Raw genomic sequence first — 26,877 nt, 5'->3', positions numbered from 1 at the left:
CGTCCGATCGCCGCGGCGGTACAGGACCTCAATAGTAGCGCCCCGGGATGAAACGGGTGCGGGTCGCGTTCCAGTGTCCCCTCATGTAGCCGACCGGCCGATTGGTGGCGTGGCAGGCCGGGATCCACCGCGTGCCGTGATAGCAGAGCTTGCCGTAGCGGCTGAGCCAGGCGACGTTGGTCACCGCGGTCTGACCGCCGGTCGCGAGGCCTGCATCCATGGGGATGGCGGGCCCGGCATAGGCGGAGCCCATGCAAGCCGCCGACAGCATTCCAGCAACGATGAGTGATTTCATGATTGGCGCCTTTGCCAGATAACGAGCGGACTCGTTTCGTTGACAGTAAATCTGGCGGCCAATCCGTTGAAATCAGTAAGCCGCCGCGGAATGACATACCGCTGCCGGCTCAGGTCTTAGGTGTGTCAGAGCACGTCGGTTGTGCGCGCGAAAACCAGGCGCCCTGGCGCCCTCCCGATCCCTGCGGAGGCGGCGCGTTCCGGTGCGTCGGGCTGGAGGACGTTTCGGCAGTGGCCGGGGCTCACGCCGAGCCCGCATCCGGGTCGGCGGCGCGCGCTCAGTGCGCTTCCGCCGGAGCGTCGGGCCGGGCGGTGGCGACGAGGTCGACATCGACCCCGACCTCGAGGGCGACCCATTGCCCGGAGGCCCAGGCGCCCTGGCCGACACCGAACGCGGTGCGGACGAGGCCGACATGCCCGGTGGCGTGCGCCCGGTCGCCGTCGAGCGACAGGTGGAAGGGCAGCGTCAGCGGGCGTTTCGTACCCCGGATCGTCAGGTCGCCGACGGCCTCGTAGTCGCCGCCGCCCTTGTCGACGAAGCGGCTCGCCTCGAAGCGCGCGTGGCTGGCGCTCGCCACGTCGAACCAGTCCTTCTGGGGCAGGGCCGTGTCGCGCTGGGTATCGCCGGTGCGAGCGCTGGCCAGATCGACCAGCACCGTGGCGCGGCCCGCCTCGGGCTTGGCGGGGTCGAACTCCACCCGGGCCTCGAAGCGCTCGAAGCGTCCGGAGAACGGGGTCCCGACCTGCACGCCCGAGAACCGGATCGCGCTCATGGCCGGATCCACCGCCCACGGGGCGGATAGCGCGGGGGACACGGCACCCGACAGGGCGGCCGACAGGCACAGGGCGAGGCGCAGGCGGCGCGGCATCATCGGGGCGATTCCAGGGCGTCGGGGAGCCCCGCCGGGCGGCGGCCGGGCAGCATCCGCTCCAGCACGCCGTCCCGCAGGATGAGATGGTGGCGCAGCGCCGCCGCCACGTGCAGCACCAGCAGCGCGGTGAGGATCCAGGCGCCGGAGGCGTGCAGCGCCTTGAGCAGCCCCTCCGCGCCCGCGGGATCGGTCAGGAGCGGCGCGAGCGGCAGGTGCGGCCAGGGCACGAGCCCGTACAGCACCGTCGGGATGTTGAACGGCGAGAGCGAGACCACGGCCCAGCCGGTCAGCGGCAGCCCGATGAGGAGCCCGTACAGGACGGCGTGCGCCGCCCCCGCCGCCCGGCGCTCCCGGGCCGGCATGGTCGCCGGATAGGGCGGCGGCCGGTGAGCCAGCCGCCAGGCGAGGCGCAGCCCGGTCAGGACCAGCACGGTGATCCCGACCGACTTGTGCCACTGGTAGAGCGGGAACAGGCGCATCGGCGCCAGCCCGGCATGGGTCATGGTCAGGCCCATGCCGATCAGGGCGAGAACGCCCAGCGCGCTCGCCCAGTGCAGCAGGATGGCCACCGCGGAGTAGCGCCGCGCCGACGCGTCGGGTGCCATGGCGATCCTCCCGCCCCGCGGTACCGGGTCAGTCCTGACGCTCGAAGGCGCCCGCGATGGTCAGGTGCAGGTCGTCGCCGATCAGCGGCAGGTAGGTCTTCACCCCGAACTCGGAGCGCTTGAGCGTGCCGGTGGCGTCGAAGCCGACCGTAACCTTCTTGCTCAGCGGGTTCACGCCGGCCCCGACCAGGGTGACGTCCAGCGTCACCGGCTTGGTCACGCCGTGGAGCGTGAGGTTGCCGGTCACCTTCGCCTTGTCCTTGCCCTCGGGGGTGACCTTGGTGGACACGAAGGTCATGTCGGGGAACTTGGCCGCGTCGAGCCACTGGTCGCCCTTCAGCTCGTCGGTGAGCTTGGCGCTGGTCGTGGTCACGGAGACGACCGGGATCTTGATCGACAGCTTCGCGGCCGCCGGGTTCTTCGGCTGCAGCTCGAGGGTGCCGGACACGTCCGAGAAGCCGCCGGCATAGTTCGAGAAGCCCATATGGGAGACCCGCCAGCCGACCTGGGTGTGGTTGGGATCGACCGCGTAGGTGCCGGCCTGGATCTGGGCCGGGTCGCGGGTCGCGGGGGATTGGGCCAGGACGGGGGTGGCGACCAGGAGGGCCAGAAGGCCGGAGGCGAGAATCGACTTCAAGGGTGTCTCCTACACAGCAGACGATCGTGCGCGATTCGGTGCGCCGCAGCCGCCCTGTAGACCCGTTCACGGCCGCGGTTGAGCCTGCTATCCGGAACCCCATGGTTGCGAGAACGGAAACCTTCCAGGGCGGCCTCGACGACGTGCGCGCCTTCTGCACGGTCGTCGATCTCGGCACCGTCACGGCCGCGGCCGCGAGCCTGCGGGAAACCAAGGGCAGCGTCAGCCGGCGCCTGTCCCGGCTGGAGCGGGCGCTCGGCACGAGGCTGATGGCCCGCACCTCGCGGGCGGTCTCGCCGACCGCGGAGGGGCTGGCCTTCTACGCCAAGGCCCATGAGAGCCTCGCGCTCCTCGACGAGGCCGCCGAGACCGCCCGCGACGCCCGGACGGTGCCGGCCGGGCACTTGCGCCTGACCACCTCGATCGATTTCGGGATCGAGGTGATGCCCGAGATCGTCGCGAGCTTCCGGGCGGCCTATCCGCAGATCACGGTCGAGATGCTGAACACCGATGCCCGCCTCGACCTGGCGGCCAACCGGATCGACCTCGCCCTCCGGCTCGGCGGCGCAGAGGAGACCGGCTACCGGGCCGTCGTCCTGGCGACCCTGTCGGTGGGCCTCTACGCCGCGCCCGCCTACCTGCTGCGCCGCCCGGCGCCCACCGACCTGGCCGGGCTCGACGCGCACGACCTGATCCTGTCCCGGGATCGGCCGGGCTCGGGCGCCCTGCCCCTCACGGACGGGCGCGGCCGGACCGAGCGGATCGTCCTGAGCCCGGCCATCCGGGTCAGCGACTTCGCGACCGTGCACCGCCTGACCCTGGTGGGGGCCGGGATCGGCCATATCCCGAGCCTTGTCGCCGCCCGGGCGGTCGCGGCGGGCCAGCTCGTGCGCGTGCTGGCGCCCTGGGCGAGTCGCGGAGCGGTGCTGCGCGCCGTGACCCTGGCCGGGCGCGATCTGCCGGCGCGGGTCCAGGTCTTCCGGGAGCATGTGCGCGGCGCGCTGAGGCTGTGCGGCGCGCATGACGGTGAGCCGCTTTCTAGCGACGAATACAATCAAGACTTGTAGATACTAAATATCGGCGCTTATTCATCGGGCGATTGAGACAATCTTACGATTTGGCGTAGCGGGATGTTGAGGGCCTCGGCGCACCATGGGCGTCGCGGTTTCCCGGGCCGCTCGGCGGGCGATCCGGTCCTCATCCCTTGGCCCCGGCGCATCCCATTTTCCAGCGGACACCCAACATGCCCCTTCGCGACCGGCGCCTGCAGCCCTTGCTCCTCGTCGGGACGGTGGTTCTGGCGGGTCTGTGCGTCGCGCCGCACACGGCCTGGGCGACGCTGTCGGCCACGACCCGGCTCGTCCTGCAGAAGGGGCGTCACTACGTGCCGACCGACCTGTTCCTGCGGCGCGGCGACACGATCACCCTGCGCAACGAAGATGCCAACCAGACCCACCACGCCTTCATCGAGGCGGACAGGTTCTCCTTCGATGCCGGCGATCAGGAGCCCGGCACCGAGACCCGGCTGGTCCTGAAGGAGCCGGGGGATTTCGTCATCCAGTGCGGCATCCACCCGAAGATGAAGCTGACCATCCACGTCCAGTAGGGCGTGGGCGGGTATGGCTGAGCCTGCCCGGCTCAGCCCTCGCTGTCGTGAGCGAGGCCGAGGCCGCGGATCAGGTCGCCGATCGGATCGATTCTCTGGGCCGCCTGCGCGGGGGCCGAATTCGGTGCGGCGGCGGCGACGATCGGCTCGACGGCCGCAGGGCGGTCCAGGCCGGCATGGCGCAGGCGGGCGGTCCGACGCAGGCCGCGATCCGCCACCTTCACCCGGCTCGCCACGAGCGTTTTGCGCACCTTCTCGGCCGGAGCCACCAGCGCGCTCGGCAGCGCCGGGGCCGTGACGGCGCCCGGCGGCAGCGCCGCGGCCAGCCGGGGCGACAGCAGGTCGGCAGCGGGCGCGCGCGCCGTCTCGGAGACGGCGGGTTCGGGCTTGATCGCGCCGGCCATCCGGGCCGGCGGATCCATCCAGGTCGACGGCGCGGCCTGCGCCGCCTCCGTCCGGACGGGGCGCGGCTGCACCTCATAATTACCCGGATGCAGAGTATGGGCGGCTACGACCAGGCCGAATACGGCGATCGCGGTCGTCGCAAGGGTGGATCTGTAGTGTTCCATGACGGCAGAACGAACAGCCAAGGTCATGGTTCCGCTTGACCGAAGCTCCAGGCCCAGGGCGCGGATCTCGGGCGTATATCCCGCGGCGGATACAGCACAGAAAAAAGGCCACTCCCGAAGGAGCGGCCCGAAGTCTAGGGAGGAAACGCCCAAGAAGGGCAGCGGGATCGCGACGCCATCGCCATCCCGCACTGCACAGATAGGCTACCGCATTGCGGCATGCAACAGACCGAGGGTTGTTTCTGCATGCATGGATGACACGGCCTGGTCGTCGAGATGCGCGTCCAGGCCATAGCTCCGGCCGGTCAGCCGTCGTTCTGCGGCTCGTCATGCCCGATGAGCCGGTCCACTTCGGCCAGGGCGACCGCCCGGGCGGCCCCCTCGGAGGCATGCGGGCGGTACGAGCCGCGGACCAGCTTGCCGCGGTCGCGGATCGCCCACGTGAAACGGCCCGGGTCATGCCGGCTCGGCCTGACCTCAACCGTGTAGAGATGCCCGCCATTCGCACCCATGACCCGCATGTGCGGATTCCCGCGCGCCGGCCCAGGGGGTGCGACCGTGGGCGGCAGCCCGGCGCTTACCGGGCCGCTTTCGGGAGGCCGGTCTCGGGCCGGTCCGGCGCGACCGGACCCTCGGTCCGGGTGCCGAGCCAGACCACGTGCTTGGGCCCGCTGCCGCGGCCGCTGGCGTGGACGCGGGCCTCCTCGACCGCGAAGCCGGAGCGCTGCAGGCGCGATTTGAACTTCCGGTCCGGGGCGCCCGACCAGACGGCCAGGATGCCGCCCGGCCGCAGGGCCCAGCGGGCCCGCTTGAGGCCCCAATTGTCATAGAGCCGGTCGTTCGAGCGGCGCATCAGCCCCTCCGGGCCGTTATCGACGTCGAGCAGGATGGCGTCGTACTGGCCTGGCCCCGCCTGGATCAGGCGGTTCACGTCGGATTCCTGCACGTCGACCCGGGGATCGTCCATGCAATCGCCGAAGACATGGGCGAGCGGGCCGCGGGCCCAGGCGATCACGGCGGGCACCAACTCGGCCACCACGACCCGCGCGTCCGGGCCGAGCCCCTCGAGCGCCGCTCGCAGGGTGAAGCCCATGCCCAGGCCGCCGATCAGCATCCGGGCCCGGGGCCGGTCCTTGAGCCGCTCGCAGGTCATCGCGGCGAGCGCCGCCTCGGAGCCGCTGCGGCGGTTGTTCATCAGCTCGATCGTGTCGGCCAGGATCGAGAACTCGTCGCCCCGCTGCATCAGGCGCAGGTCGGTGCCGCCCCCCGGGACGGAGCCGGTGTCGAGATGAACCCAGGGTATCACGGACGTTTCCTCGATTGGCGGTGCGGCCGGTCCGGGACCGTCGGCACGAAAGATCACGGCGAGAGCGGGGCCGCGGGCGGGTTCGGCGCTGCGCGCGGCGCAACCCCCTGCGCGGCGGTGCCCCCTGCCACGCGGGATCGCGCTGGCGTATCAGCACCTATGGCTAAGCGCATCAAGTCGAGACCCCAGGAACGGGGCTTCATTCTGTTCGACGTCGTCTTCGAGGACGGCTCCCGGGCCTCGAACCGGCGCGTCCCGGCCGAGATCCTCGGCGGGCTGGACGGCGACGAGCCGGCCCGGCAGGTCATCGCCGAGCAGGAGGAGGAGATCGCCCTCAAGGCCGGACGGCCCGGCCGCGAGATCCAGAGCCTCACGCGCTCGCCGATCATCAAGCCGAAGCCGATCGCCTGACCGGCCGGGCCGGCAGCCCGGATCAGACCGCCCCCTCGACCACTTCGAGCGCCCGCAGGATCGCGAAGCCGATCCGCTCCGCCTCCCCTTCCGTGTCGCCCGCCGCCGGCAGCAGCGCCACCGTCTCGACGGCGTGCTCGTCCTCCGGGCCGACCACGATCCGGAACACGTCGCCCTCCTGGGCGGCCGGGTCGCGGATCAGGCCGACCCGGTGGCCCGCCGCCGCACCGAACAGGCGCATCGGCGGCTGCCCGGGATCGGGCTCCGGGGGCGCGGCCGGGCGGGGCGCGCCGAAGGTCGGACGGATGACGTTGTCGTCGGACATGCCGAACCAGCCTCCTCAGGCGCGCGCGAGACCGGCGGTGGCCAGCACCGCGTCGGCCAGCACCTCCATGCCGGCCCGGGCCCAGTCCGGCGTGATGCTCTCGGCCTCGTTGTGGCTGATGCCGCCGTGGCAGGGGCAGAACACCAGGGCCGCCGGCACCGTCCGGGCACAGTAGACGGCATCGTGATAGATCGCGGTCGGCATCCGGGTCCAGGCATGGCCCCGCGCCTCGGCGGCCGCCTGGACGCGGTCGACCAGCACCGGGTCGAAGGGCGTGAGCGGCGCGCGCCAGAACTCCTCGACCCGGATCGTCACGCCCCGCTCGGCGGAGAGCGCGTCGGCCCGGGCCAGGACCTGCCCGCGCATCGCCTCCAGCTGCCCGGGATCGCCGTGGCGGGTGTCGAGGCTGAACCAGACCCGGCCCGGGGTGATGTTGCGGCTCGCCGGCTCGGCCTTCAGGACCCCCACGGTGGCGCGGCCGCGCTCGCCCTCCGGGCCGACGGCGTCCCGGGCGATGTCCTCCAGGGCCCCGATCAGCGCCGCGGCGGCCATCATGGCGTCGCGCCGCCCGGCCATGGGGCTGCCGGCATGGGCCTCCTCGCCCAGCACGGTGATCTCGTACCAGATCTGGGCGAGCGCCCGGTCGACCACGCCGATGGTCAGGCCGGCATCCTCGAGGCGCTTGCCCTGCTCGATGTGCAATTCGAAATAGGCGCCGATGCCGCGAAGAGCCGCGGGATCCGCCTCCCCCTGCCAGCCGATCCGGCGCAGCTCGTCGCCGAAGACGCGGCCGTCGAGGTCGCGGGTCTCCATCACGTCGGCCTCGGGCACAATCCCCATGGCGACGCCGCTGCCGCTCATCGGCGGGGCGAAGCGCGCGCCCTCCTCGTTGCACCAGTTGATCAGCAGGAGCGGCGCCTCGGTCTCGATCCCGGCCTCATGCAGGGCGCGCAGGATCTCCAGGCCGGCGAGGACGCCGAGCGGCCCGTCGAACTTGCCGCCGGTGGGCTGGGTGTCGAGATGGCTGCCGATGGCGACCGGCTTCCGGCCCGGGTCACGCCCCGGCCGGTGGAAGATCATGTTGCCGATCCGGTCCACGGTGAGCGTCAGCCCGATCGCCTCGCCCCAGCGCTGGAACAGGGCGCGCCCCTCGGCGTCCCGGTCGGTCAGGGCCTGCCGGTCGTTGCCGCCGTTGGGGAGCGCGCCGATGCGGGCGAGCGCCATCAGGCTGTCCCAGAGGCGCTCCTGCGAGAGCGGGAGATTGGTGCGATCCATGCTGGTGTGATCCCGCGCGCCCTGGCCGACCGTATACCGGAGCCGACAAGGTTAGGCCGTGATCCCGCGCAGCACCAGGGACGGGCGGCGGGGGCGGACATCGCCGTCAGAGGCGCAGATCGGAGAAGTCCTGCGCGTGCAGGCTCCAGATCGCCCGTCCATCCTCGGCGGTCACGTAGACCGCGTTGGCTCCGAGCTCGGCCAGATCGAGATCGATCCGCTTGGCCGCAACCACCGCGGCCGCGTCGCCGGCGGCCTCGAAGGGCTGCCGGTACAGGTCCGGGCCGAGCATCCCGTCCGGCTCGCGGCGGATCGCCCGGAAGATGTAGCTGCGCATCAAAAGACCTGGAACGATACGGTATCCGAGCATCGTGGGTGCTCACCGCCGACGTGGATACAGTCTCAACGGCGCCGAGACCGCATCACGAAAAGCTTTACGCCGCGTTTGCTCGGCCCGCCTGCGGGCTCACAGCGTCGGCCCGGTGCCGGAGACCCGTGACGACATGTCAGGGCCGGGGCGGCGCCGGACTTGGATCGATTCGCCGACAACCGAATTGTCGCTGGCTTGTGTCGCAGCAGGTTGTCGGGTGCCGGGCCCGACACAGCCGCTTCGGGGGATTGAATGGCGTTGGCCTCCACGGCGACCTCCGCCCTGCACGATGCGGGATTTGTCGGGACCTGGGACACGGATGTCTTGGCCGGCCGCTCCGTGCTCGACGCGGGCGCGGCCACCCTGCTGTCCGGAAATCCGAGCTTCGCCGGCAAGCCCCTGCCGCTGGACGTGGCCCTGGGGCGCATCCACCCCGAGGATCGCGGCTGGGTGTTCGACCGGATCCGCAAGGTGCGCCGGACCGGCGGCCTGGTCTCGCTGGAATTCCGCGTCCTGAGCGCGACCGGCGAGGTCCGCTGGATCCTCAACCGCGGCCGCCTGGCCCCGGATACCGGCGGGGCGCTGCGCGGGCGCGGCGCCTATATCGATGTGACGGACCTCTATCCCGGTTCCGTCCCGGCCGGACTGGACGCGGATGCCGCGCAGGTGAAGCATCTGGAATCCGCGGCCGACCACTGCATCCGGGTCCATTCCGCGCTCGATCGCTACGGCGACGAGAACCTCCGGCTGATCTCGAGCATGTTGCTGCTCGGGATCGGCCGGGCGCTGGCGCAGCGCGACCCGTAAGGCCGGGCCGGAGCGGTCTCAGGTCCGCCAGGGATGGGCCGGGAGCTCGGTCTGGCCGATGGCCTTGGCGCCGGCCTCCGCCACGACGTGATCGTTCTCGATCGTGGAGCCGCTGACGCCGATCGCGCCCGACATGACACCGTCGGCGTCGACGATCGGGATACCGCCCGGGAAGGTGATCAGCCCGTCATTGGAATGCTCGATGCCGTAGAGCGGGCCGCCCGGCTGGGACAGCTGGCCGATCTGGCCGGTCATCATCCCGAAGAACACCGAGGTCTTGGCCTTCCTGTGGGCGATGTCGATCGAGCCGACCCAGGCATCGTCCATGCGGTGGAACGCCTTCAGGTTGCCGCCGGAATCGACGACCGCGATGCACATCTGGGTGCCCAGCTCCTGGGCCTTCGCCCGTGCCGCGGCGATCGCCCGCTCGGCCTGCTCAATCGTGACGTGCATGATACCTCCCTGGTTGACCCCGGGTCGGCGCAGGATCGCGGAGAAATTCCATCGAACCCGGGCGTCTCCCGTTCTGGGTGAGAAGGCCCGAGCGGACGGCGCCGGTCAACTCCGGATCGGGCCGATCGCCCGGCCCGGCCTCCACGGACGACAGGCCGGGCACCCGCCTTGCACGGGGTCATGGGCGCCCGGCCATGCGGCCGTACCGGAGACGAAAGGGCAAGAGACCCCGGTACAACGTCGGGACCCGACCGGTCCGGCGTGCCGCCGGGTGGCACGGAGCGCTCGGTCGGGATGTGGCCCGCCGCAGATGGGCTGCGGCGGGCCCGCTGTCACTGATACGATTTTACCGGTCCGGCCCGGGCGCCGCTCACAAGCGCGTGAGGGCCGCCCGGGTTCGGATCCGCCTCAGGCGGCGCGGTCCCGGGCGGTCCGGATGCGGTCGAGCAGATCTGCCGCGAGGCCCGCGCGCGCCTCCGCGTCGGCGCAGGCCTGCCGCCAGACCACGCGCCCCGCACGCAGGATGATCCCGTCCTCGGCCGGCATCGGCGGCAGGGGCCGGTCGGGCCGGATATCGGCCGCGACGCCCTGGGGACCGCCGCTGAGCCGGGCCACGCCCAGCCCGCAGCAGGCGGCCCGCAGCCGCGCTAGGGTGAACAGGGCCAGGACCGGCGCCGGCGGCGTGCCGAAGCGGTCCTCGACCTCGCCGGCGAGCGCCTCGATCGCCTCGCCGTCGCGCAGGCGCAGCAGCCGCGTGTAGAGGCTCAGGCGGATCTCCGGCTCCGGGACGTAATCCGCCGGGATCCGGCTCGGCAGCCCGATCTCGATCTCCGGGCTCCAATCCTCGGCCGGCTCGCCCTTGGCGGCGGTGAGCGCCAGCTGCAGCAGGTGCTGGTAGAGGCCGAGCCCGACCAGCTTGGCGTGGCCGGCCTGGTCCTCGCCGACGAGGTCGCCGGCGCCGCGCAGGTCGAGGTCGCGGGCGCTGACCGCGAAGCCGGCGCCGAGGCGGTCCAGCGCTTCCAGGGCGCGCAGGCGCTGCAGGGCCGCCGGCGGGGGCGGCGCGGCCGGATCGCTGAGCAGGTGGACGACCCCGCGCCGCTGGCCCCGCCCGACGCGGCCGCGCAACTGGTGGAGCTGCGCCAGCCCGAACCGGGCCGCCTCCCAGACCAGCATGGTGTTGGCCCGGGGCACGTCAAGCCCGCTCTCCACGATGGCGGTGGCGAGCAGCACGTCGCCGTCCCCGTCGGCGAAGCGGACCATGACCTCGTCCATGGCCGAGGGCTTCAGGTCGCCATGCGCCACCAGCACGTCGAGGCCCGGCACGAGGCCGCGCAGGCGCTCGGCCATGGGGGCGATGTCCTCGATGCGCGGGCAGACGACGAAGCTCTGCCCGCCCCGGCGATGCTCGCGGATCAGGGCCTCGCGCACCGCGTCGGCCTCGAACGGCGCCACCACGGTCCGGACCGGCTGGCGCATCACCGGGGGCGTGGCGATCACGCTGAGGCTCTGCAGGCCGACGAGCGCCGCCTGGAGGGTGCGCGGGATCGGGGTGGCGGTGAGCGTCAGCACGTGCCCGCCCGCGGCAAGGCGGCGCAGATCCGCCTTCATCTTGGCGCCGAAGCGCTGCTCCTCGTCGATCACGGTCAGGCCGAGATCGGCGAATCGCACGCCGCGGCCGGCAAGCGCCTGGGTCCCGACGACGAGCGGGATCGAACCGTCGGCCAGCCCGGCCTTCACCCGCTTGGCCTCGGCCGGCGAGACCAGGCGCGAGAGCTGCGCGACCTCGATGCCGAACCGGCCGAACCGCCGGCGCAGGGTCTCGGCGTGCTGGCGGGCCAGCACCGTGGTCGGGGCGATCAGCGCAGCCTGTTTGCCGGCAAAAATCGTCGCCGCCAGGGCCCGCAGCGCGACCTCGGTCTTGCCGAAGCCGACATCGCCGCAGACCAGCCGGTCCATCGGCCGGCCGGAGGCGAGGTCGGCCATCAGCGCGTCGACCGCGGCGGCCTGGTCCGGGGTCGGGGCGTAGCCGAAGCCGGCGGCGAACCGCTCCATGTTGCGGGAGGGCGGCGCCAGGACCGGCGCCTCGGTGTCCCGGCGGGCGCGGGCGGCCTCCAGCATCGCCCGGGCGGTGCGCGCCATGGTGGCCTCGGCCTCCAGGCGGCGGCGGGCCCAGGTGCCGCCGTCGAGCTTGTCCAGCGTGACGGCATCCGGCTCCGGGCCGTAGCGCCAGATCCGGTCGGCCTGGGTCACCGGAACCATCAGGATCGCGTCGCCGGCAAAGCGCAGGCGCAGGGCCTCGGACGGCTCGGAGGCGGCTTCCGCGGCGATGCCCGTCGGCGTCTCGACCGGCTCGAGCCCCTCGAACACGCACAGGCCGTGGTCGCGATCAACCGCGACGTCGCCGGGGCGCAGGTCGACCTCGCCCATCGGCAGGATCGCCCGGGCGGTGCCGGCCACCGCGGCATCCGGCCCGAACAGGTCCGCCGCGGCGAACACCGTCGCGCCCCTGGCCGGAACCCGGAAGCCGGCCCCGACCGGTGCCTCCAGGGCGAGGATGTCGCCCGGGGCCGCGTCGGCGAGGTCGGACCAGCCGTCGATCAGCCGGACCGGGCGCTCGGCGATCTTGCCGGCCTGGCGCACGAGGCGCCGCAGCGGCTGGCGGGAGCCGGCCAGGACGACGATGTCCCCGGCCTTCAGCCGCTCGCGCATCGCCTTGGCGAAGGCCGCCTCGGGCCGGCGCTCCCGGGCGAAGACCGGCACCGCCACCGGCTCGGCCGCCGCGTCCGTGGCGACCGCGCGGGTGCGCTCCGCCACGATGGCCCGCCACGCCTCGGGGGCGAGGTAGAGGTCCGCGCCGCCCTCCGGCCGGCCGCCGCGCGGCGCCCGGCGGGCTCCGGCCTCGTCCATCTGCTCGTAGAAGGCGTCGACTCGGGCCTGGGTCCCGTCCTCGACCACCAGCCGGGCTTCGGGCACGTAGTCGAGCAGGGTGACGAGGCGGGGATAGTAGCGCTCGAGGCGGTGTTCCTGCCCGGTGAAGGGCTCGAAGCTCTGGCCGGAATCCGGCGCCAGGATGATCTCGGTGGCCGGGTCGATCACCAAGTCCGCGACCTCGGCGACGGAGCGCTGCGAGATCGGGTCGTAGGAGCGGATCGCGGTGACGCGGCCCTCGGCATGCTCGATCCGGCAGGGGCGCGGGGCGGCGGCGGGAAACACCTCGATGGTGCGGCCCCGGACCGCGATCTCGCCCGGCTCGTCGACCCGCTCGTCGAGGATGTAGCCGAGGCGCTTGAGGTCGGCCATCGCGGCGGCGACGTCGAGGGCGTCGCCGACCCGGAGGGTCACCCGGGCATCGGCCCAGGTCTCGGGCGGGGGCACGCGCTGGATCAGCGCCGGGGCGGTGGTGAGCACGAAGCCCGGCAGGGCGTCCCGGTCGGTGAGCCAGCGCATCGTGGCGGCCCGAGCGCCCATCATGCCCCGCGAGGGCGAGGCGTGGTCGAGCGGCAGGCAATCCCATTCCGGATAGACGGCGACGCGCGCCTCGGGGTCCAGGGCCCTGAGGGTTGCGGCCAGCTCGTCCAGCCGCCGGGCATCCCGGGCGACATGGACCAGGGGGGCCGTGCCCTCGGCCAGGTCCAGCAGCGCCACCGCCAGCGCGCCGGTGGGCATCAATGGCGCGTCTTCGGTCTCCGGTTGGGCGACCGTCTTCGTCCTGCGCTTGGCCATCTATGATCCGAACCTGTCCCGGCCGCTGGAAACGCCGGGCGACGGTTAGGGCTCCCGGCCGCGGCCATCCGATCCACAGACCCGATGCCGCATTCGAAAAGGCTTGCGTCCCGGATCCGGGCCGCCGCCCCTCGGGGTCAGGCCTCGTCGAGCCAGAGATCGCCGCTCGCCAGCGGCGCGTGCAGGACGTGGCGGGCGCCCTCGGTCAGCGCCCGGTCGGGGCCGGGCTGGCGCAGGTAGGTGGCGAGATCCCGGGTCAGGCGCTCCAGCGGGTGGTCGCGCAGGAAGCCCTGCAGGCCGACCGAGCGCTGCGCGCGTTCCAAGAGGTCGAGCCCGGCGCGCTCCACCGCGAGGCGCGCGAGGTTCACGTAGGCGATGATCCCGTCCGGATCGCCCTCCTCGCCCACGATCGCGGCCGCCCGCGCCACCCAGAGGCGCGCGGTCTCGGCGGCGATCACGCCCTCGCCGAGACGGGCGAGCTGGTGCGGATCCTCGCCGCGGCCGGTGGCCACGAGATGGCCGCGCCAGGCGTCGAGCAGCGCCTCCAGGCCGCCGAGCTGCACCGCGAGGAAGCGCCAGGCGCCCCCCGAGAAATGCGGCTGCGCCTGGTAATCGTCGGGCGCGCCGACCGGCGTGAAGCGATCGGCGCCGAGCCCGGTGAAATCCACGGTGCCGGTGGCCGAGGCTCGCATCCCCTGCGCCCGCCAGGCGGAAAGGTCCGCCCGCTCGCCGGGTTCGAGGGCGACGACGATCATCTGCGACCCGGGCGCGGCGGGCTGCGCGGTCACGAGGGCGCGGGTCACGAACCCGGCCCCCGACGCGAAGGTCTTCACGCCGCGCAGGACCCGGGTGCCGTCGGTGCCGTCGATCTTGAGGCCCTGGCCCGGCGGCTCGGTGTTCCAGACCCCGAACAGGTGGCCTTGCGCGGCATCCGCCAGCAGGGTGTTGCGTGCCTCGCCGCTGGCAAAGCGGGCGACGAGCTGGACCGCGTTGACGTGGCCCTCGTAGACGCGCCCGAGCGCGAGGCTGCCGGCCCCGATGCGCGTCAGCACCGCGCGCAGGGTCGCCCCGTCCGGCTCCTCGCCGAGACCCGCGCCGCCGTCACGCCGGGGGACCGGCGCGGCTAGCAGGCCGACCCGGGCGAGTTCGGCGACATCCTCGGCCGGAAAACCGCCATCGTGATCGTGGCGGCCGGCCCGACGCGCCGCCCCGGCCGCGACCGCGCGGGCCGCCGCAACCGGATCGCCCCGCGTGCCCCAGGCGATGTCGTCGAGTCTGAGGTCCACGGCTGCTCCGGTCATGACGAGCCCAGCCCGTCACCCTGGATACCGGATCCGGGGCGACGCGCCAGGGCCTTGGCTTGCCATCATCGTCTCCCGAACGCCGGCGACCACCCCTCGGAAGCATGCTGCCCACGGGCAACTTGCCGCTCAGGATTTCGGCCCACCGTGCGACGATACTGCACATCGCAAACCGTCGGGCGGTGGCTCAAGCGCGGACAGCCTGGCGACGCGGCGATCTGCACCGGGCAGCCGGACTCAAATCTGCACCCATGCGTTGTAGGGAGAACCGGCTTAACAAGTCGGCAGGCCGTGGGCGATCGCCCCAGTTTGGGAGGTCGGTGCCGTGAGCTATGACGCAGCCGTGTCGCGGAACGAGACCATGTCCTGCCCGTCGGGCTTCGAACGCCACCACCCCCAGCGCCTCGCGGCGCTGCACAGCTATGCCGTTCTCGACACCCCGCCGGACCCCGTATTCGACGACATCGCCCGGATCGCCGCCGCGTCCTGCGGCACCGCGCTGGCGCGGATCACCTTCGTCGACGCCGACCGGCTCTGGACCGCGGCCGCCATCGGCGGGGACGGGCCGGAGCGGCCCCTCGACGCCGAGCTGTGCATCCGGACCCTGTGCCAGCCGGGCACCCTGGTGCTGCAGGACGGCACCGGCGCGCCGGGCCTCGCCCTCTACGCCGGCGTCCCGCTCGTCACCCCCGATGGCTGGGCGATCGGCACGCTCGGCCTCCTCGATCCCGAGCCGCGCGGCCTGACCGGGCCGCAGGTCGCCATCCTGGAGGGGCTCGCCCGGACCTTGATGAGCCTGCTCGAGAGCCGGCGCGCCGCCGCGGCCCGGCACCGGGACGAGGCGCTGCTCCAATCCCGGGCGGACCGGCTGGAGGCGCAGGTCGCCGCCCAGACCCGGGACCGCGACCGGGTCTGGAACCTGTCGCCGGTGCTGAAGATCGTCTCGGACAAGAATGGGCAGGTCCAGTCGGTCAACCCGTCCTGGAGCCGGGCGCTCGGCTGGTCCGAGGACGAGACCCTGGGCGGGAAAGCCATCGACTTCGTCGTCGCCGCGGAGCGCGAGACGGCGCTGGCGGCGCTCCGGCCGCTCTGCGAGGGCCGCCGGGCCGAGGATGTCGAGCTGTCATGCATGACCCGCGACGGCGACCGGCGGCGGGTGCTCTGGACCGTCGTGCCGGAGGACGGGCTGTTCTACGGCTTCGGCCGCGACATCACCGAGCAGCGCCAGGCCGAGGAGGCGCTGCGGCAATCGCAGAAGCTGGAGGCGATCGGCCAGCTCACCGGCGGCGTCGCGCACGACTTCAACAACCTGCTGACCATCATCCGCTCGTCCGTCGAGTTCCTGCGCCGGCCGGACCTCGCCGAGGAGCGCAAGCGCCGCTACCTCGACGCCGTGTCCGACACGGTGGACCGGGCCGCCAAGCTCACCGGCCAGTTGCTGGCCTTCGCCCGGCGCCAGGCCCTCAAACCCCAGGTCTTCGATATCGGCCAGCGCCTGCGCAGCATCGCCGACATGATCGACTCGGTCACCGGTGCCCGCATCCATGTCGAGACCGACCTGCCGGAGAGCGCCTGCTTCGTGCGAGCCGACGAGAGCCAGTTCGAGACCGCGCTGATCAACATGGCGGTGAACGCCCGCGACGCGATGGACGGGGAAGGCAGCCTGACCCTGCGCCTCGAGAGCGGCCGCCCGATGCCGCCGATCCGCGGGCATGCCGGCGCCGCGGGGCCGTTCGTGGCGGTGGTGGTGATCGATACCGGCGCCGGCATCCCGGCCCCCGACCTCGGCCGGATCTTCGAGCCGTTCTTCACCACCAAGGAGATCGGCAAGGGCACGGGGCTCGGGCTCAGCCAGGTCATCGGCTTCGCCAAGCAGTCGGGCGGGGATATCGATGTGTCGAGCGAGCCGGGCCAGGGCACCCGCTTCACCCTCTACCTGCCGCAGGTCGACGCCCCCACGAAGGCGGCGGATCCGAACCGCGACGACCGCCGGGAGGCCGAACCGCAGCGGAGCCTGTGCATCCTGGTCGTGGAGGACAATCTCGGGGTCGGGCGCTTCTGCACCCAGATCCTCGAGGATCTCGGTCACGCGCCGATCTGGGCGAAATCCGCCGAAGAGGCGCTCACCGAGCTCGAGCAGACGCCGAGCCGCTTCGACGCGGTCTTCTCGGACGTGGTCATGCCCGGGATGGGCGGCGTCGCCCTCGCCCGCCATCTGCAGCGCAGCCGGCCGGAGCTGCCGGTGGTCCTGACCTCCGGCTACAGCCACGTGCTCGCGACCGACGACGCGCACGGATTCGCGCTGGTGCGCAAGCCCTATTCGGCCGAGCAGCTCGCCCAGGTGCTCTACGAGGCGACGCAGCGCCGGATCGGGCGGGGAACAAGGCCCCCGCTCTCCGGTTGATGCGATGCAGCACGGCGATGGCGTCGCCGCGCTGCTGCCCCTCGTGGGCGTTTCCTCCCAAGACTTCGGGCTGCCCTCTCGGGGGCGGTCCTTTTTTTGTTCGGGGTCCTGCTTCACCCCGACGGAGAACAACGCCGCCTGCGGCGAAAGGTTCTCAAGAATCTCTCATCATTAGCCGCCGCGGGTCCGATCCGGCTCAGGCCTCCAGCGCCAGCAGCGCGAAGGTCGCGAGCCAATGCTCGCCCATGTAGTCGCCGGTCACATGCGGAAGGCCGGCCTCCAGATGGGCCTCGGCGGCCGCCCGGAGCGGCGGGCGGCGGGGGTCGTCCGGGTCGAGGTAGGCGGCGAGCGCGCGGAAGCACCAGGCACGGCTGAGGTTCAGCCCGTCGAGATGGGCGATCTTGCCGTCGCTGCGGTCGGTCACGCTGGCGGGCCGGAACAGGGTCGCGGGCCGCCCCGCCGCGAGGTCGGGCAGGAACCGGTCGAACCAGGGCCCGAACGTGTCCGGCGGCAGGAGGCGGCGCAGGCACTCGGCCTCGATCAGCGCGGAGGACAGGAAATCGTCGCCCCCGGGCTCGCCCCAGGCGGGGCAATCCGCGTCCGCCCCGTACCAGCGCTCGGCGGTGCGCAGCAGCAGGTCGGACAGGGCCGCGTCGCCCGCGCCCTCGGCGTAGTCGGCCGCCAGCCGCAGCGCGAAGGCGGTGTTGAAATGCGTGCCGACCCGCACCGGATAGGGCGCGACCGGCAGGAATTCCCGCACGCGATCCGCGATCATCGCGGTGAGCGGCGCCAGGGCCTCGGCCCAGCGGCGCTCGGGCAGGCGGGCCAGCTCGTCGGCGAGCTTCAGGAGCCAGGCCCAGCCGTAGGGCCGCTCGTAGCCCCGGGCGGTCGGGGCGGCGAAGTAGGCGCATTCCCCGGCCACCTTGTCGGGCACCAGCTGCGCGTCGAACCGCGTGCGGATCGCCCCGGCCTGCGCCCCGTCGGGGAAACGCCGCAGCACCCGCGCCAGCAGCCAGTATCCGTGGACGCAGGAATGCCAATCGTAGCTGCCGTGGAAGACCGGGTGCAGCGCCGCGGGCGTGCGCGCATCCTCGGGGCCGGCCAGGACGTGGCCCGGCTTGTTCGGATATTCGCGGGTGACGTGGCCGAGGGCGAGTGCCGCGAAGCGGGCACCGATCTCCGGGGTGAGCGCGTGCGGCATCGCGGAACTCCCAATGCGGCGCCGGGCGCTTTGCCGGCGCGGTGCGAGACGGTTATCGCAAGCCCGGCCAGCCGGGCAGTCCGCCGGCTTGGCCTCATCGGGACTGTCCATGCGCCGTGCGCCGATCGCCGCCCTCGTCGTTACGCTCGCGATGCCGGCCGCGGCGGCGCCGGATCCCAGCCGGGACATGCTCTGGGCCGCGCTCAAGACCTGCGTGCTCGCCAAGCGGATCGCCGACCGGACGTTTCCGTGCCTCTCGGTCGATCTCGGCGACAAGGACCGTCCCGGCTCGGCGGTGCTGCGCGCGCCCGGCGAGCCGACCCACATCGTGGTGATGCCGACCGACACCACGCCCGGGCTCGAAGCCCCGGTCCTGCGCGGGCCGCGCGGGGCCGCCTATTGGCGGGCGGCGCTGGCGGCGCGCCCGTTCGTGTCGGATGCCCTGAAGGGCAGGCTGCCGCTCGAGGCCGTGGGGCTCGCGGTCAACTCCGCCCGGGGCCGGAGCCAGGACCAGCTCCACATCCACCTCGATTGCCTGAAGCCGAGCGTGCTGGCCGCCGTGAAGGCGCATGGCCGCCAGATCCGCGGGACCTGGACGCGCTTCCCGGTGCCGCTCGCCGGGGATCGCTTCCACGCGATGCGGGTGCCGGAAGCGGAGGCCGCGCGCTTCAACCCGTTCGCGGCCCTGCGCACCCTGCCGGGCCCCCGGCCGGACCTGCACCGGACGAGCTTTGCCGCCGTGGCGACGCCGCCGGGCGATCCCGAGCCGGGTTTCCTGCTGCTGGCCTACCGGGCGCCGAGCGCCAGCGCCGAGGACGTGATGGACCATAGCTGCGCCGTCGCCTCGGGCCGCGGCGGCGCCTGACCCGGCATCCTAAGCGACGCCCGCCGGCGGCAGCGCGTCCATGAGCTGGCGCAGGAAGCCGCGCACCGCCCGGGGCAACCGCCGGTCGCGCATGGCCTGGATCTGGATGCCCCGGGCGAGGCTCGCCCGGGCGCGGATCGGCAGGCTGATCAACGCGTTCAGGTCCACCGGCGTCCGCACCGACAGCGCCGACATCAGCGCGAGACCGCGCGACCTGCGCACGAAGGGCAGCTGAGTGGCCAGGTTGTTGGCGGTCAGGACCGGCTCGATCACGATCCCCTCGTGCAGGCAGGCGGCATCGAACACCTGCCGCAGGGTCGTGTCCCGGGTCGGCAGGGCGACGGGATAATGCGGCAGCTCGGAGAGCTGCACGACCTTCGCCCGCGCCAGGGGATGATCGGGCGCGGCCAGCACCCGCATGTCGACCTGCCCGTCATACAGCACCTCGACCTGCGTGGTCGGCGCGAGCGCGAAGGTGATGCCGAGATCGGCCTCGCCGGCGGCCACCATCTGGGTCACCTGGGCGGGGGGCAGCACCGTCACCTCGAAGCGCAGGCCGGGATGCGCCGCGTGGAAGGACGCCACGGCGCTCGGCACGATGTCGAGCGAAAACCCCTCGGAACTGGCCACCCGGATCAGGCCCCGGGCGAGCCCCTCCAGCTCGCGGATCTCGGCGACCACCTGCTCGGAGCGGATCAGCATCTGGTGGGCGTGCTGGGCCAGAAGCTCCCCGGCCGGGCTCGGCACCATGCCGCGCGGGCGGCGCTCGAACAGGACGCAATCGAGCTCGGCCTCGAGGTTGGCGATCTGCCGGCTGATCGCCGAGGCGGCGACGTTGAGCTGGGTCGAGGCCGCCGCGATGGAGCCGGTGCGGGCGACCGCCAGGAAGTAGCGCAGCCCGGTTGCCTGCATTATCCTGCCTCGATATCACTTATACCGCAGCCCCGTTGCCGAAACGGCAATGCAGCGCTCGCCAAATTCTACTTGTTGCGATCCCAGATGCACAACATCATCGCAGGGTGAAAAACGCGGCAGTCGCGGAGTCTCTCCGGGCATCCTGCCGCTCCGCCGTCGGAGACGGAGTCGACATGCCGGTACGGACGATCCCCCTCACCGCTTCCCTGGCAGTATCCCTGATCGCGCTGGTCGCTGCGAGCCCGGCCTTGGCCGGCAAGGCCGACGACACCCTGGTCTACGCTTCCGACAGCGAGCCGGAGAATGTCAGCCCCTATCACAACAGCGCCCGCGAAGGCCTCGTCCTGGCCCGGAACTGCTGGGACACGCTGCTGTACCGCGACCCCGCGGACGGCACCTACAAGCCGATGCTCGCCACCGCCTGGACCTGGACGGACGACACCACCCTGGACCTGACGATCCGCGAGGGCGTGACCTTCCACAACGGCGACCCGCTCGGGCCCGAGGACGTCGCCTTCACGTTCAACTTCGTGCTGACGCCCGAGGCCCGCACGGTCACCCGGCAGAACGTCGACTGGATGAAGTCGGTGGAGGTCACCGGCCCGCACAGCGTGCGGATCCATCTCAAGGCGCCGTTCCCGGCGGCGCTCGAATACCTCGCCGGCCCGACGCCGATCTTCCCGGCCGCCTACTTCAAGAAGGTCGGCCTCGACGGCTTCGCCAAGGCGCCGGTGGGCAGCGGCCCGTACAAGATCACCAAGGTCGATAGCGGCCGCGGCGTCACCATGGAGCGCTTCGCCCAGTACTGGACCGGCAGCCCGCTCGGGAAGCCGAAGATCGGCAAGCTGCAATTCCGGGTCATCCCGGACGGCGAGAGCCGGATGGCGGAGCTGATGACCGGCGGCGTCGACTGGATCTGGCGGGTGCCGAGCGACCAGGCCGAGCAGCTGCGCGCCGCGCCCAACGTCACCGTGCTCAATTCCGAGACGATGCGGGTCGGCTTCCTGCAATTCGACACGCTCGGTCGCGCCAAGGAGAACTCGCCGCTCAAGGACGTGCGGGTCCGGCAGGCGATCTCCTACGCCATCGACCGCAAGGCCATGGTCGACAACCTCGTGCGCGGCGCCTCGCGGGTGATGAACGCGCTCTGCTTCGTCGACCAGTTCGGCTGCAACGACCAGGGGGTGATGCGCTACCCCTACGATCCGGCCAAGGCCAAGGCGCTGCTCAAGGAAGCCGGCTACGCGAACGGGTTCGAGATCGATCTCGGCGCCTATCGCGAGCGGGACTATGCCGAGGCGGTGATCGGCTATCTTGGGGCGGTCGGCATCAAGGTGCGGCTCAACTACCTGCGCTACGCCGCGTTCCGGGATGCCCTGCGGAGCGGCAAGATCTCGATCGGCTACCAGACCTGGGGCTCGTTCTCGGTCTACGACGTCTCGGCCTTCGACGGGGTGTTCTTCCGCGGCGGCGAGGAGGACCTGACCAAGGATCCCCAGGTGATCGCCGACCTGCAGGAAGGCGACGGCTCGACCGATCCGGAGAAGCGCAAGGTCGCCTACGCCAAGGCGCTCCAGCGGATCGCCGCCCAGGCCTACGCCCTGCCGATGTTCTCCTACGCGACCAACTACGCCTTCACGTCAGACCTGAACTTCACCGCCCAGCCGGACGAGGTGCCGCGCTTCTACGCGGCGTCCTGGAAGTGACGGCGGTGGACACGGCGCACCGCGCCCCCTCTCCCGTGCGGGAGAGGGTTGGGGTGAGGGATCAGGTCTTCCCGGACAGGGCACGCCCCTCACCCTGTCCCTCTCCCGCACGGGAGAGGGGACACGCGATCCAGCCGGGTTCCGAAGGCGGAAGCCAATCCGGTCCGCTTCGCCGAAAGGGAGCCTGATCCATGCTGGCTTTCACGCTCCGGCGCATCCTGGTCGCCCTGGCGGTGGCCTTCACGGTCTCGGTGGCGAGCTTCATGCTCCTCCACCTCTCGGGCGACCTCGCCACGGCGATCGCCGGGCCCGAGGCCACCGGCCCCCAGATCGTGCAGATCCGCAAGGATTACGGCCTGGACCAGCCCCTGCTGTCCCAGTTCCTCGCCTGGGCCTGGCGGGCGCTGCACCTCGATTTCGGCAATTCCTTCTACTTCCGGGAGCGGGTGATCGACCTGCTCGCCGCCCGCCTGCCGATCACGCTCTATCTCGGGATCATCGCGCTCAGCGTAGCCCTGTTCGTGGCGGTGCCGCTCGGGGTGATCGCCGCGGTCAAGCGCGATACCTGGATCGACCGGCTCGCCCTGTCGATCTCGGTGCTCGGCCAGGCGATGCCGAGCTTCTGGTTCGGGCTGACGCTGATCCTGGTCTTCTCCGTCAACCTCCGGTGGCTGCCGGTCTCCGGCAATGCGAGCTGGAAGAACTTCGTCCTGCCCGCGGTGGCGCTCGGCTACTACGCCATGCCGGCGGTGATGCGGCTCACCCGCAACGGCATGCTCGAGGTCCTGGCCTCCGACTACGTCCGCACCGCCCGGGCCAAGGGGCTGCCGCCCCGCACGGTCCTGGTCCGGCATGCCCTGCGCAACGCCGTGATCCCGGTGATCGCCCTGGCGGCGGTGCAGTTCGGCTTCATGCTCGGCGGCTCGATCGTGATCGAGGCGGTGTTCTCGCTGCAGGGGCTCGGCCAGCTCGCCTGGGAGTCCATCGCCCGCAACGACTTCCCGGTGGTCCAGGCGATCGTGCTGGTTCTGGCGATGATCTACATCGCCCTGACGCTCGCGGCCGACCTGCTGAACGCCTTCCTCGATCCGCGCCTGCGCCAATCGTGAGGATGCTCGCCCCATGAGCCTGCCCACCGACACGGCGGCGCTCGCCGCCCCCGCCCTCCCGCCGGAGATCGAGGTCCCGACCGCCCTGGCGCCGGTGCGCTCGCCGACCGGTCTGGTCCTCCGGCGCGGCCTGCGCCACGGCGGCTTCCTGATCGGCGCCGGCATCCTCGGGCTGATCGTGCTGGCCGCGCTCGCCGCCCCGCTGATCGCCCCGCACGACCCCTACGCGCAGGACGTCTCGCGCCGCCTGATCCCGCCGGTCTGGCAGGCCAAGGGCACCTGGGACCACGTGCTCGGCACCGACAAGCTCGGACGCGACTACCTGAGCCGCCTGCTCTATGGCGGCCAGATCTCCCTGCTGATTGGGATCTCGGCGGCGCTGATCTCCGGGGTGATCGGCACGGTGCTCGGCCTCTGCGCCGGCTATTTCGGCGGCTGGGTCGATTCGGTCGTGAGCTACATCGTGACCACCCGGCTGGCGATGCCGGTGGTGCTGGTGGCGCTCGCCATGGCGTCGCTGGTCGGCGGCTCGCTGAAGGTCGTGGTGCTGGTGCTGGGCTTCCTGCTCTGGGACCGCTTCGCCGTGGTGACCCGGGCCGCCACCCAGCAGATCCGCAACCAGGATTTCGTCTCGGCGGCGCGGGCCGCCGGCCTGACCGACCTGCGCATCATCCGCCAGGAAATCCTGCCCAACATCCTCAACGCGCTGATCGTCGTGGCGACGCTGGAGATGGCGCACGCGATCCTGCTGGAGGCGGCCCTCTCGTTCCTGGGGCTCGGGGTGCAGCCGCCGCTGCCCTCCTGGGGCCTGATGATCGCCGAGGGCAAGCAGTACATGTTCTTCCAGCCCTGGGTCATCACCATCCCGGGCGTGGCGCTCCTCCTCCTCGTGCTGGCGATCAATCTCCTGGGGGACGGCCTGCGCGACATCACGGCGCCCGAGGGGCGCAACTGACGCGGATCGAGTCCGGCGAAGCCCCCCAATGTTTCACGGGAAACACACCATGACGCGAGACGCCGCCATCGCGCGCGCCACCGAGACCTTCGATTCGGGCGCGTTCCTCGCGCTCCTGCGGGAGGCGGTCGCCTACCCGACGGAGAGCCAGGCGCCCGGCCAGGAAGCGGCCCTGCACGCCTATCTCGACAGCTACATCACCCCGTTGGTGACGCGCCTCGGCTTCGCCGTTCCGAAGAAATTCGACAATCCGGACGGGGTGCACGGCCCGTTCCTGATCGCCGAGCGGCACGAGGGGCCGGATCTGCCGACCGTGCTGATCTACGGCCACGGCGACACGGTGCGGGGCTATCCCGAGCAGTGGCGCGAGGGGCTCGGCCCGTGGGAGATCGTGGTCGAGGGCGACCGCTGGTACGGGCGCGGCACCGCCGACAACAAGGGCCAGCACATCATCAACCTCGCCGCCCTTGAGCAGGTGATCGCGGCACGCGACGGCCGCCTCGGCTTCAACGTGAAGCTGCTGATCGAGATGGGCGAGGAATCCGGCTCGCCGGGCCTGCGCCCGTTCTGCCGGGCACAGGCCGAAGCCCTGCGCTCCGACGTGCTGATCGCCTCGGACGGGCCGCGGCTCAGCGCCGAGCGCCCGACCCTGTTCCTGGGCTCCCGGGGCGCCTACAATTTCGAGCTGAGCCTCAACCTGCGCGAGGGCCCGCACCATTCCGGCAATTGGGGCGGCCTGCTGCGCAATCCCGGCACCGTCCTGGCCTCGGCGATCGCGTCCATGGTCGATGCCCGCGGCAGCATCCGGGTCGACGCCCTGCGGCCGCCGCCGATCCCCGAGGGCGTGCGCGCCGCGCTCCGCGACATCCGGGTCGGCGAGGATCCGACCGCGCCGGCGATCGATGCCGATTGGGGCGAGCCCGGGCTGACCCCGGCCGAGCGGGTCTTCGCCTGGAACACCCTGGAGGTCCTGGCCTTCAAGACCGGCGATCCCGACGGGCCGCTCAACGCCGTGCCGCCCCACGCCAAGGCGACCCTGCAGCTGCGCTTCGTCGTCGGCACCGACTGGGAGAACCTGATCGCGAATATCCGCGCCCATCTCGACGCCAACGGCTTCCCGATGATCGAGGTCAAGCCGGCCCGGGCCTCGGAGGTGTTCCACGCGACGCGGCTGCCCGTGGAGGACCCGTGGGTCGACTGGGCGCTCGAATCGATGACGGCGAGCGCGGGCAAGAAGCCGGCCCTGCTGCCCAATCTCGGCGGCTCGCTGCCGAACGACGCCTTCTCGGAGATCCTGGGCCTGCCGACCCTGTGGGTCCCGCATTCCTACCCGGCCTGCCGCCAGCACGGGCCGGACGAGCACATGCTCGCCTCCAGCACCCGCGAGGGTCTGGCGATCATGGCCGGGCTGTTCTGGGATCTCGGCGAGGCCGGTCCGGACATCCTGCGTCGCCGTCAAGCGAGGGCCTGACCCATGAGCGAGCCGGTCGTCCGCATCCGTGACCTGACGATCGCGCTCCCCAAGGGCGCCGACCGTCCCTACGCCGTCGAGGGCCTGAACCTCGACCTCGAGCCCGGCAAGATCCTCTGCGTGGTCGGGGAATCGGGCTCGGGCAAGTCGATGAGCGCCTACGCGCTGACCGGCCTCCTGCCCCGGGCGCTGAAACCCGAATCCGGCTCGATCCTGTTCGAGGGACGGAACCTGCTGACGCTGGACGAGCCGGCCTGGCGCGCCTTGCGCGGCCGGCGCATCGCCATGGTGTTCCAGGAGCCCATGACCGCGCTCAATCCGGTGATGCGCGTGGGCGACCAGATCGCCGAGATGTTCGAGGCGCATAACCTGCTCACCCGGGCCGAGCGGCGGGCCCGGGCGGTGGCGCTCGCCACCGAGGTCGGGCTGCCCAATCCCGAGGAGGCGGTGCGGGCCTATCCGCACCAGCTCTCCGGCGGCCAGCGGCAGCGGGCGATGATCGCCATGGCGCTGGCCCTGGAGCCGTCGGTGCTTGTCGCCGACGAGCCGACCACCGCCCTCGACGTCACCACCCAGGCCCAGATCCTGAAGCTGATCCGCGACCTGCAGCGCAAGCGCGGGATGAGCGTCCTGTTCATCACCCACGATTTCGGCGTGGTCGCCGAGATCGCCGACCATGTGGCGGTGCTCCAGCGCGGCCGGCTGGTGGAATCGGGCAGCGCCGAGGCGGTCTTGCGCGATCCGCAGGCGCCCTACACCCGGGCGCTCCTCGCCGCGGTGCCGAGCCTGACCCCGCCGGTCCGGCCCAGCGTGCAGGCGGCCCCCGTGGCCCTGTCGGTGGTCGGGCTGTCCAAGACCTACACCACCAAGGCGGGCCTGTTCGGCAAGCCCCGGGTTGTGGCGGCCGTGAAGGAGGTCGGCTTCGACGTGCGGCGCGGCGAGACCCTCGGGCTCGTGGGCGAATCGGGCTCCGGCAAGTCGACCACGGCGCGGCTGGCGATCCGGCTGATCGAGCCCGATGGCGGCACCGTCCGGCTCGGCAGCCTCGACTACACGGCCCTCAGGACCGCGGACCTGCGCGCCCAGCGCAGCCGCATCCAGATGATCTTCCAGGACCCGTTCGCGTCCCTGAACCCCCGGCGTACCGTCGAGCAGATCATCATCGCCGGCCCGATCGCCCATGGGGTGCCGGTCGCGGAGGCGCGGGAGCGCGCCCGGAGCCTCCTCGATCTGGTCGGGCTCGATCCCAAGGCGGCCGCCCGCTACCCGAACGCGTTCTCGGGCGGCCAGCGCCAGCGCATCGGCATCGCCCGGGCGCTCGCCATGGAGCCGGACGTGCTGGTGGCCGACGAGGCGGTCTCCGCCCTCGACGTCTCGGTCCAGCGCCAGGTGCTGGACCTGCTGGAGGATTTGAAGCAGCGGCTCTCGCTGGCGATGCTGTTCATCACCCACGACCTGCGGGTGGCGGCCACGATCTGCGACCGCATCGCCGTGATGCATCGCGGCGCCATCGTGGAGATGCGCACCACCGCCGACCTGTTCGCCGCGCCGGAGCACGCCTACACGCGCAGCCTGCTGGCGGCCGTGCCGGGCGCCCGCGCGTCGTAGCGGGCGGCTGAGACGTCCTGGCCCCTCTCTGAGACGCCGCGGGCCGCCATTGGACACACAGACAAGTTTTTTGGACGGACTCGGACTGT

General features: G+C 72.1%; 26 protein-coding genes. 11 read left to right on the top strand and 15 right to left on the bottom strand.

Features of this window, described 5'->3' with window-relative positions; genetic code table 11:
- Positions 1-28: 28 nt before the first annotated feature.
- The 4 genes from BMZ47_RS17585 to BMZ47_RS17570 all read right to left on the bottom strand — a co-directional run bounded on the left by BMZ47_RS17585 (position 29) and on the right by BMZ47_RS17570 (position 2,408).
- The gene (locus BMZ47_RS17585; protein WP_007565163.1) at positions 29-295 is read right to left on the bottom strand and encodes a hypothetical protein; all 267 of its coding nucleotides are present in this window, start codon (positions 293-295) and stop codon (positions 29-31) included.
- A gap of 277 nt (positions 296-572) precedes the next feature.
- Positions 573-1,166: a YceI family protein gene (locus BMZ47_RS17580; protein ID WP_091863590.1), complete on the bottom strand. Its 594-nt coding sequence runs from the start codon at positions 1,164-1,166 to the stop codon at positions 573-575.
- On the bottom strand, positions 1,163-1,771 hold the full coding sequence (locus BMZ47_RS17575) for a cytochrome b (protein ID WP_091863589.1): 609 nt from the start codon (positions 1,769-1,771) through the stop codon (positions 1,163-1,165). The genes BMZ47_RS17580 and BMZ47_RS17575 overlap by 4 nt, the downstream gene beginning before the upstream one ends.
- Positions 1,772-1,799: 28 nt before the next feature.
- Entirely contained in the window at positions 1,800-2,408 is a 609-nt protein-coding gene (locus BMZ47_RS17570) for a YceI family protein (protein ID WP_091863588.1), read from the bottom strand.
- A gap of 101 nt (positions 2,409-2,509) precedes the next feature.
- Here BMZ47_RS17570 and BMZ47_RS17565 point away from each other — a divergent pair, with 101 nt between their 5' ends.
- A complete protein-coding gene (locus tag BMZ47_RS17565; protein ID WP_091863587.1) occupies positions 2,510-3,475 on the top strand; it encodes a LysR family transcriptional regulator in 966 nt (321 codons plus the stop codon).
- A gap of 176 nt (positions 3,476-3,651) precedes the next feature.
- Positions 3,652-4,014 carry a cupredoxin domain-containing protein gene (locus BMZ47_RS17560; protein WP_091863586.1) on the top strand — a complete coding sequence of 121 codons (363 nt, stop codon included), beginning with the start codon at positions 3,652-3,654 and terminating at the stop codon, positions 4,012-4,014.
- Positions 4,015-4,046: 32 nt separating this feature from the next.
- Here the strand turns inward: BMZ47_RS17560 and BMZ47_RS17555 are convergent, their stop codons facing one another.
- The 3 genes from BMZ47_RS17555 to BMZ47_RS17545 form a co-directional block, all read right to left on the bottom strand.
- Positions 4,047-4,490 (bottom strand): hypothetical protein, encoded by a 444-nt coding sequence (locus tag BMZ47_RS17555; RefSeq protein ID WP_244536851.1) that lies wholly within the window; start codon positions 4,488-4,490, stop codon positions 4,047-4,049.
- A gap of 398 nt (positions 4,491-4,888) precedes the next feature.
- A complete protein-coding gene (locus BMZ47_RS17550; protein ID WP_007565171.1) occupies positions 4,889-5,104 on the bottom strand; it encodes a hypothetical protein in 216 nt (71 codons plus the stop codon).
- Positions 5,105-5,160: 56 nt separating this feature from the next.
- Positions 5,161-5,889, bottom strand: coding sequence for a polyamine aminopropyltransferase (locus BMZ47_RS17545; protein WP_091863584.1), 729 nt, complete (start codon positions 5,887-5,889; stop codon positions 5,161-5,163).
- A gap of 159 nt (positions 5,890-6,048) precedes the next feature.
- Between BMZ47_RS17545 and BMZ47_RS17540 the strand changes: the two genes are divergently transcribed.
- Complete coding sequence (locus tag BMZ47_RS17540; protein WP_007565173.1) at positions 6,049-6,300, top strand: hypothetical protein; 252 nt, start codon at positions 6,049-6,051, stop codon at positions 6,298-6,300.
- A gap of 22 nt (positions 6,301-6,322) precedes the next feature.
- On the opposite strand, the gene BMZ47_RS17535 is transcribed toward BMZ47_RS17540, so the two are convergent.
- From BMZ47_RS17535 to BMZ47_RS17525, 3 genes are all read right to left on the bottom strand, one after another.
- Positions 6,323-6,625 carry a hypothetical protein gene (locus BMZ47_RS17535; RefSeq protein ID WP_007565174.1) on the bottom strand — a complete coding sequence of 101 codons (303 nt, stop codon included), beginning with the start codon at positions 6,623-6,625 and terminating at the stop codon, positions 6,323-6,325.
- Between the two features lie 15 nt (positions 6,626-6,640).
- Positions 6,641-7,900, bottom strand: coding sequence for a Zn-dependent hydrolase (locus BMZ47_RS17530; RefSeq protein WP_091863583.1), 1,260 nt, complete (start codon positions 7,898-7,900; stop codon positions 6,641-6,643).
- A gap of 106 nt (positions 7,901-8,006) precedes the next feature.
- Entirely contained in the window at positions 8,007-8,237 is a 231-nt protein-coding gene (locus tag BMZ47_RS17525) for a hypothetical protein (RefSeq protein ID WP_091863582.1), read from the bottom strand.
- A gap of 285 nt (positions 8,238-8,522) precedes the next feature.
- On the opposite strand from BMZ47_RS17525, the gene BMZ47_RS29180 reads away from it, so the two are divergent.
- Positions 8,523-9,077: a PAS domain-containing protein gene (locus tag BMZ47_RS29180; protein ID WP_091863581.1), complete on the top strand. Its 555-nt coding sequence runs from the start codon at positions 8,523-8,525 to the stop codon at positions 9,075-9,077.
- 18 nt (positions 9,078-9,095) lie between these two features.
- Here the strand turns inward: BMZ47_RS29180 and BMZ47_RS17515 are convergent, their stop codons facing one another.
- The 3 genes from BMZ47_RS17515 to BMZ47_RS17505 all read right to left on the bottom strand — a co-directional run bounded on the left by BMZ47_RS17515 (position 9,096) and on the right by BMZ47_RS17505 (position 14,539).
- Complete coding sequence (locus BMZ47_RS17515) at positions 9,096-9,530, bottom strand: GlcG/HbpS family heme-binding protein (protein ID WP_091863580.1); 435 nt, start codon at positions 9,528-9,530, stop codon at positions 9,096-9,098.
- Between the two features lie 408 nt (positions 9,531-9,938).
- Positions 9,939-13,253 (bottom strand): DEAD/DEAH box helicase, encoded by a 3,315-nt coding sequence (locus BMZ47_RS17510; RefSeq protein WP_208601066.1) that lies wholly within the window; start codon positions 13,251-13,253, stop codon positions 9,939-9,941.
- A 137-nt stretch (positions 13,254-13,390) separates the two neighbouring features.
- On the bottom strand, positions 13,391-14,539 hold the full coding sequence (locus BMZ47_RS17505; protein ID WP_091863616.1) for an acyl-CoA dehydrogenase family protein: 1,149 nt from the start codon (positions 14,537-14,539) through the stop codon (positions 13,391-13,393).
- Positions 14,540-14,915: 376 nt separating this feature from the next.
- Between BMZ47_RS17505 and BMZ47_RS17500 the strand changes: the two genes are divergently transcribed.
- Complete coding sequence (locus tag BMZ47_RS17500; RefSeq protein WP_244536853.1) at positions 14,916-16,958, top strand: ATP-binding protein; 2,043 nt, start codon at positions 14,916-14,918, stop codon at positions 16,956-16,958.
- 196 nt (positions 16,959-17,154) lie between these two features.
- On the opposite strand, the gene BMZ47_RS17495 is transcribed toward BMZ47_RS17500, so the two are convergent.
- Entirely contained in the window at positions 17,155-18,159 is a 1,005-nt protein-coding gene (locus tag BMZ47_RS17495; protein WP_091863578.1) for a DUF2891 domain-containing protein, read from the bottom strand.
- Positions 18,160-18,268: 109 nt separating this feature from the next.
- Here BMZ47_RS17495 and BMZ47_RS17490 point away from each other — a divergent pair, with 109 nt between their 5' ends.
- The gene (locus BMZ47_RS17490; protein ID WP_091863577.1) at positions 18,269-19,024 is read left to right on the top strand and encodes a CDP-diacylglycerol diphosphatase; all 756 of its coding nucleotides are present in this window, start codon (positions 18,269-18,271) and stop codon (positions 19,022-19,024) included.
- A gap of 9 nt (positions 19,025-19,033) precedes the next feature.
- Here BMZ47_RS17490 and BMZ47_RS17485 read toward each other — a convergent pair whose 3' ends face one another.
- Positions 19,034-19,936 (bottom strand): LysR family transcriptional regulator, encoded by a 903-nt coding sequence (locus BMZ47_RS17485; RefSeq protein WP_091863576.1) that lies wholly within the window; start codon positions 19,934-19,936, stop codon positions 19,034-19,036.
- 176 nt (positions 19,937-20,112) lie between these two features.
- Here BMZ47_RS17485 and BMZ47_RS17480 point away from each other — a divergent pair, with 176 nt between their 5' ends.
- The 5 genes from BMZ47_RS17480 to BMZ47_RS17460 all read left to right on the top strand — a co-directional run bounded on the left by BMZ47_RS17480 (position 20,113) and on the right by BMZ47_RS17460 (position 26,788).
- Positions 20,113-21,645: an ABC transporter substrate-binding protein gene (locus BMZ47_RS17480; RefSeq protein ID WP_091863575.1), complete on the top strand. Its 1,533-nt coding sequence runs from the start codon at positions 20,113-20,115 to the stop codon at positions 21,643-21,645.
- A gap of 191 nt (positions 21,646-21,836) precedes the next feature.
- Positions 21,837-22,754 (top strand): ABC transporter permease, encoded by a 918-nt coding sequence (locus BMZ47_RS17475; RefSeq protein ID WP_091863574.1) that lies wholly within the window; start codon positions 21,837-21,839, stop codon positions 22,752-22,754.
- A 13-nt stretch (positions 22,755-22,767) separates the two neighbouring features.
- The gene (locus tag BMZ47_RS17470) at positions 22,768-23,709 is read left to right on the top strand and encodes an ABC transporter permease (RefSeq protein WP_007565200.1); all 942 of its coding nucleotides are present in this window, start codon (positions 22,768-22,770) and stop codon (positions 23,707-23,709) included.
- A 49-nt stretch (positions 23,710-23,758) separates the two neighbouring features.
- Complete coding sequence (locus BMZ47_RS17465) at positions 23,759-25,180, top strand: M20 family metallopeptidase (RefSeq protein ID WP_091863573.1); 1,422 nt, start codon at positions 23,759-23,761, stop codon at positions 25,178-25,180.
- A gap of 3 nt (positions 25,181-25,183) precedes the next feature.
- Entirely contained in the window at positions 25,184-26,788 is a 1,605-nt protein-coding gene (locus BMZ47_RS17460) for an ABC transporter ATP-binding protein (protein ID WP_091863572.1), read from the top strand.
- Positions 26,789-26,877: the final 89 nt, after the last annotated feature.

The sequence above is a fragment of the Methylobacterium brachiatum genome (genome assembly GCF_900113845.1).
Classification (GTDB): Bacteria; Pseudomonadota; Alphaproteobacteria; order Rhizobiales; family Beijerinckiaceae; genus Methylobacterium; species Methylobacterium brachiatum.
The sequence above is the reverse complement of the archived record's forward strand: the minus strand, read 5'-3'. Positions and strand labels throughout refer to the sequence as shown.

What these genes read in the sequence shown, in the direction of transcription:
- BMZ47_RS17585 (WP_007565163.1), bottom strand. Translation starts at nt 295, where the DNA reads ATGAAATCACTCATCGTTGCTGGAATGCTGTCGGCGGCTTGCATGGGC.
- BMZ47_RS17580 (WP_091863590.1), bottom strand. Translation starts at nt 1,166, where the DNA reads ATGATGCCGCGCCGCCTGCGCCTCGCCCTGTGCCTGTCGGCCGCCCTG.
- BMZ47_RS17575 (WP_091863589.1), bottom strand. Translation starts at nt 1,771, where the DNA reads ATGGCACCCGACGCGTCGGCGCGGCGCTACTCCGCGGTGGCCATCCTG.
- BMZ47_RS17565 (WP_091863587.1), top strand. Translation starts at nt 2,510, where the DNA reads ATGGTTGCGAGAACGGAAACCTTCCAGGGCGGCCTCGACGACGTGCGC.
- BMZ47_RS17560 (WP_091863586.1), top strand. Translation starts at nt 3,652, where the DNA reads ATGCCCCTTCGCGACCGGCGCCTGCAGCCCTTGCTCCTCGTCGGGACG.
- BMZ47_RS17550 (WP_007565171.1), bottom strand. Translation starts at nt 5,104, where the DNA reads ATGCGGGTCATGGGTGCGAATGGCGGGCATCTCTACACGGTTGAGGTC.
- BMZ47_RS17540 (WP_007565173.1), top strand. Translation starts at nt 6,049, where the DNA reads ATGGCTAAGCGCATCAAGTCGAGACCCCAGGAACGGGGCTTCATTCTG.
- BMZ47_RS17535 (WP_007565174.1), bottom strand. Translation starts at nt 6,625, where the DNA reads ATGTCCGACGACAACGTCATCCGTCCGACCTTCGGCGCGCCCCGCCCG.
- BMZ47_RS17530 (WP_091863583.1), bottom strand. Translation starts at nt 7,900, where the DNA reads ATGGATCGCACCAATCTCCCGCTCTCGCAGGAGCGCCTCTGGGACAGC.
- BMZ47_RS17525 (WP_091863582.1), bottom strand. Translation starts at nt 8,237, where the DNA reads ATGCGCAGCTACATCTTCCGGGCGATCCGCCGCGAGCCGGACGGGATG.
- BMZ47_RS29180 (WP_091863581.1), top strand. Translation starts at nt 8,523, where the DNA reads ATGGCGTTGGCCTCCACGGCGACCTCCGCCCTGCACGATGCGGGATTT.
- BMZ47_RS17515 (WP_091863580.1), bottom strand. Translation starts at nt 9,530, where the DNA reads ATGCACGTCACGATTGAGCAGGCCGAGCGGGCGATCGCCGCGGCACGG.
- BMZ47_RS17510 (WP_208601066.1), bottom strand. Translation starts at nt 13,253, where the DNA reads ATGGCCAAGCGCAGGACGAAGACGGTCGCCCAACCGGAGACCGAAGAC.
- BMZ47_RS17500 (WP_244536853.1), top strand. Translation starts at nt 14,916, where the DNA reads ATGTCCTGCCCGTCGGGCTTCGAACGCCACCACCCCCAGCGCCTCGCG.
- BMZ47_RS17495 (WP_091863578.1), bottom strand. Translation starts at nt 18,159, where the DNA reads ATGCCGCACGCGCTCACCCCGGAGATCGGTGCCCGCTTCGCGGCACTC.
- BMZ47_RS17490 (WP_091863577.1), top strand. Translation starts at nt 18,269, where the DNA reads ATGCGCCGTGCGCCGATCGCCGCCCTCGTCGTTACGCTCGCGATGCCG.
- BMZ47_RS17485 (WP_091863576.1), bottom strand. Translation starts at nt 19,936, where the DNA reads ATGCAGGCAACCGGGCTGCGCTACTTCCTGGCGGTCGCCCGCACCGGC.
- BMZ47_RS17480 (WP_091863575.1), top strand. Translation starts at nt 20,113, where the DNA reads ATGCCGGTACGGACGATCCCCCTCACCGCTTCCCTGGCAGTATCCCTG.
- BMZ47_RS17475 (WP_091863574.1), top strand. Translation starts at nt 21,837, where the DNA reads ATGCTGGCTTTCACGCTCCGGCGCATCCTGGTCGCCCTGGCGGTGGCC.
- BMZ47_RS17470 (WP_007565200.1), top strand. Translation starts at nt 22,768, where the DNA reads ATGAGCCTGCCCACCGACACGGCGGCGCTCGCCGCCCCCGCCCTCCCG.
- BMZ47_RS17465 (WP_091863573.1), top strand. Translation starts at nt 23,759, where the DNA reads ATGACGCGAGACGCCGCCATCGCGCGCGCCACCGAGACCTTCGATTCG.
- BMZ47_RS17460 (WP_091863572.1), top strand. Translation starts at nt 25,184, where the DNA reads ATGAGCGAGCCGGTCGTCCGCATCCGTGACCTGACGATCGCGCTCCCC.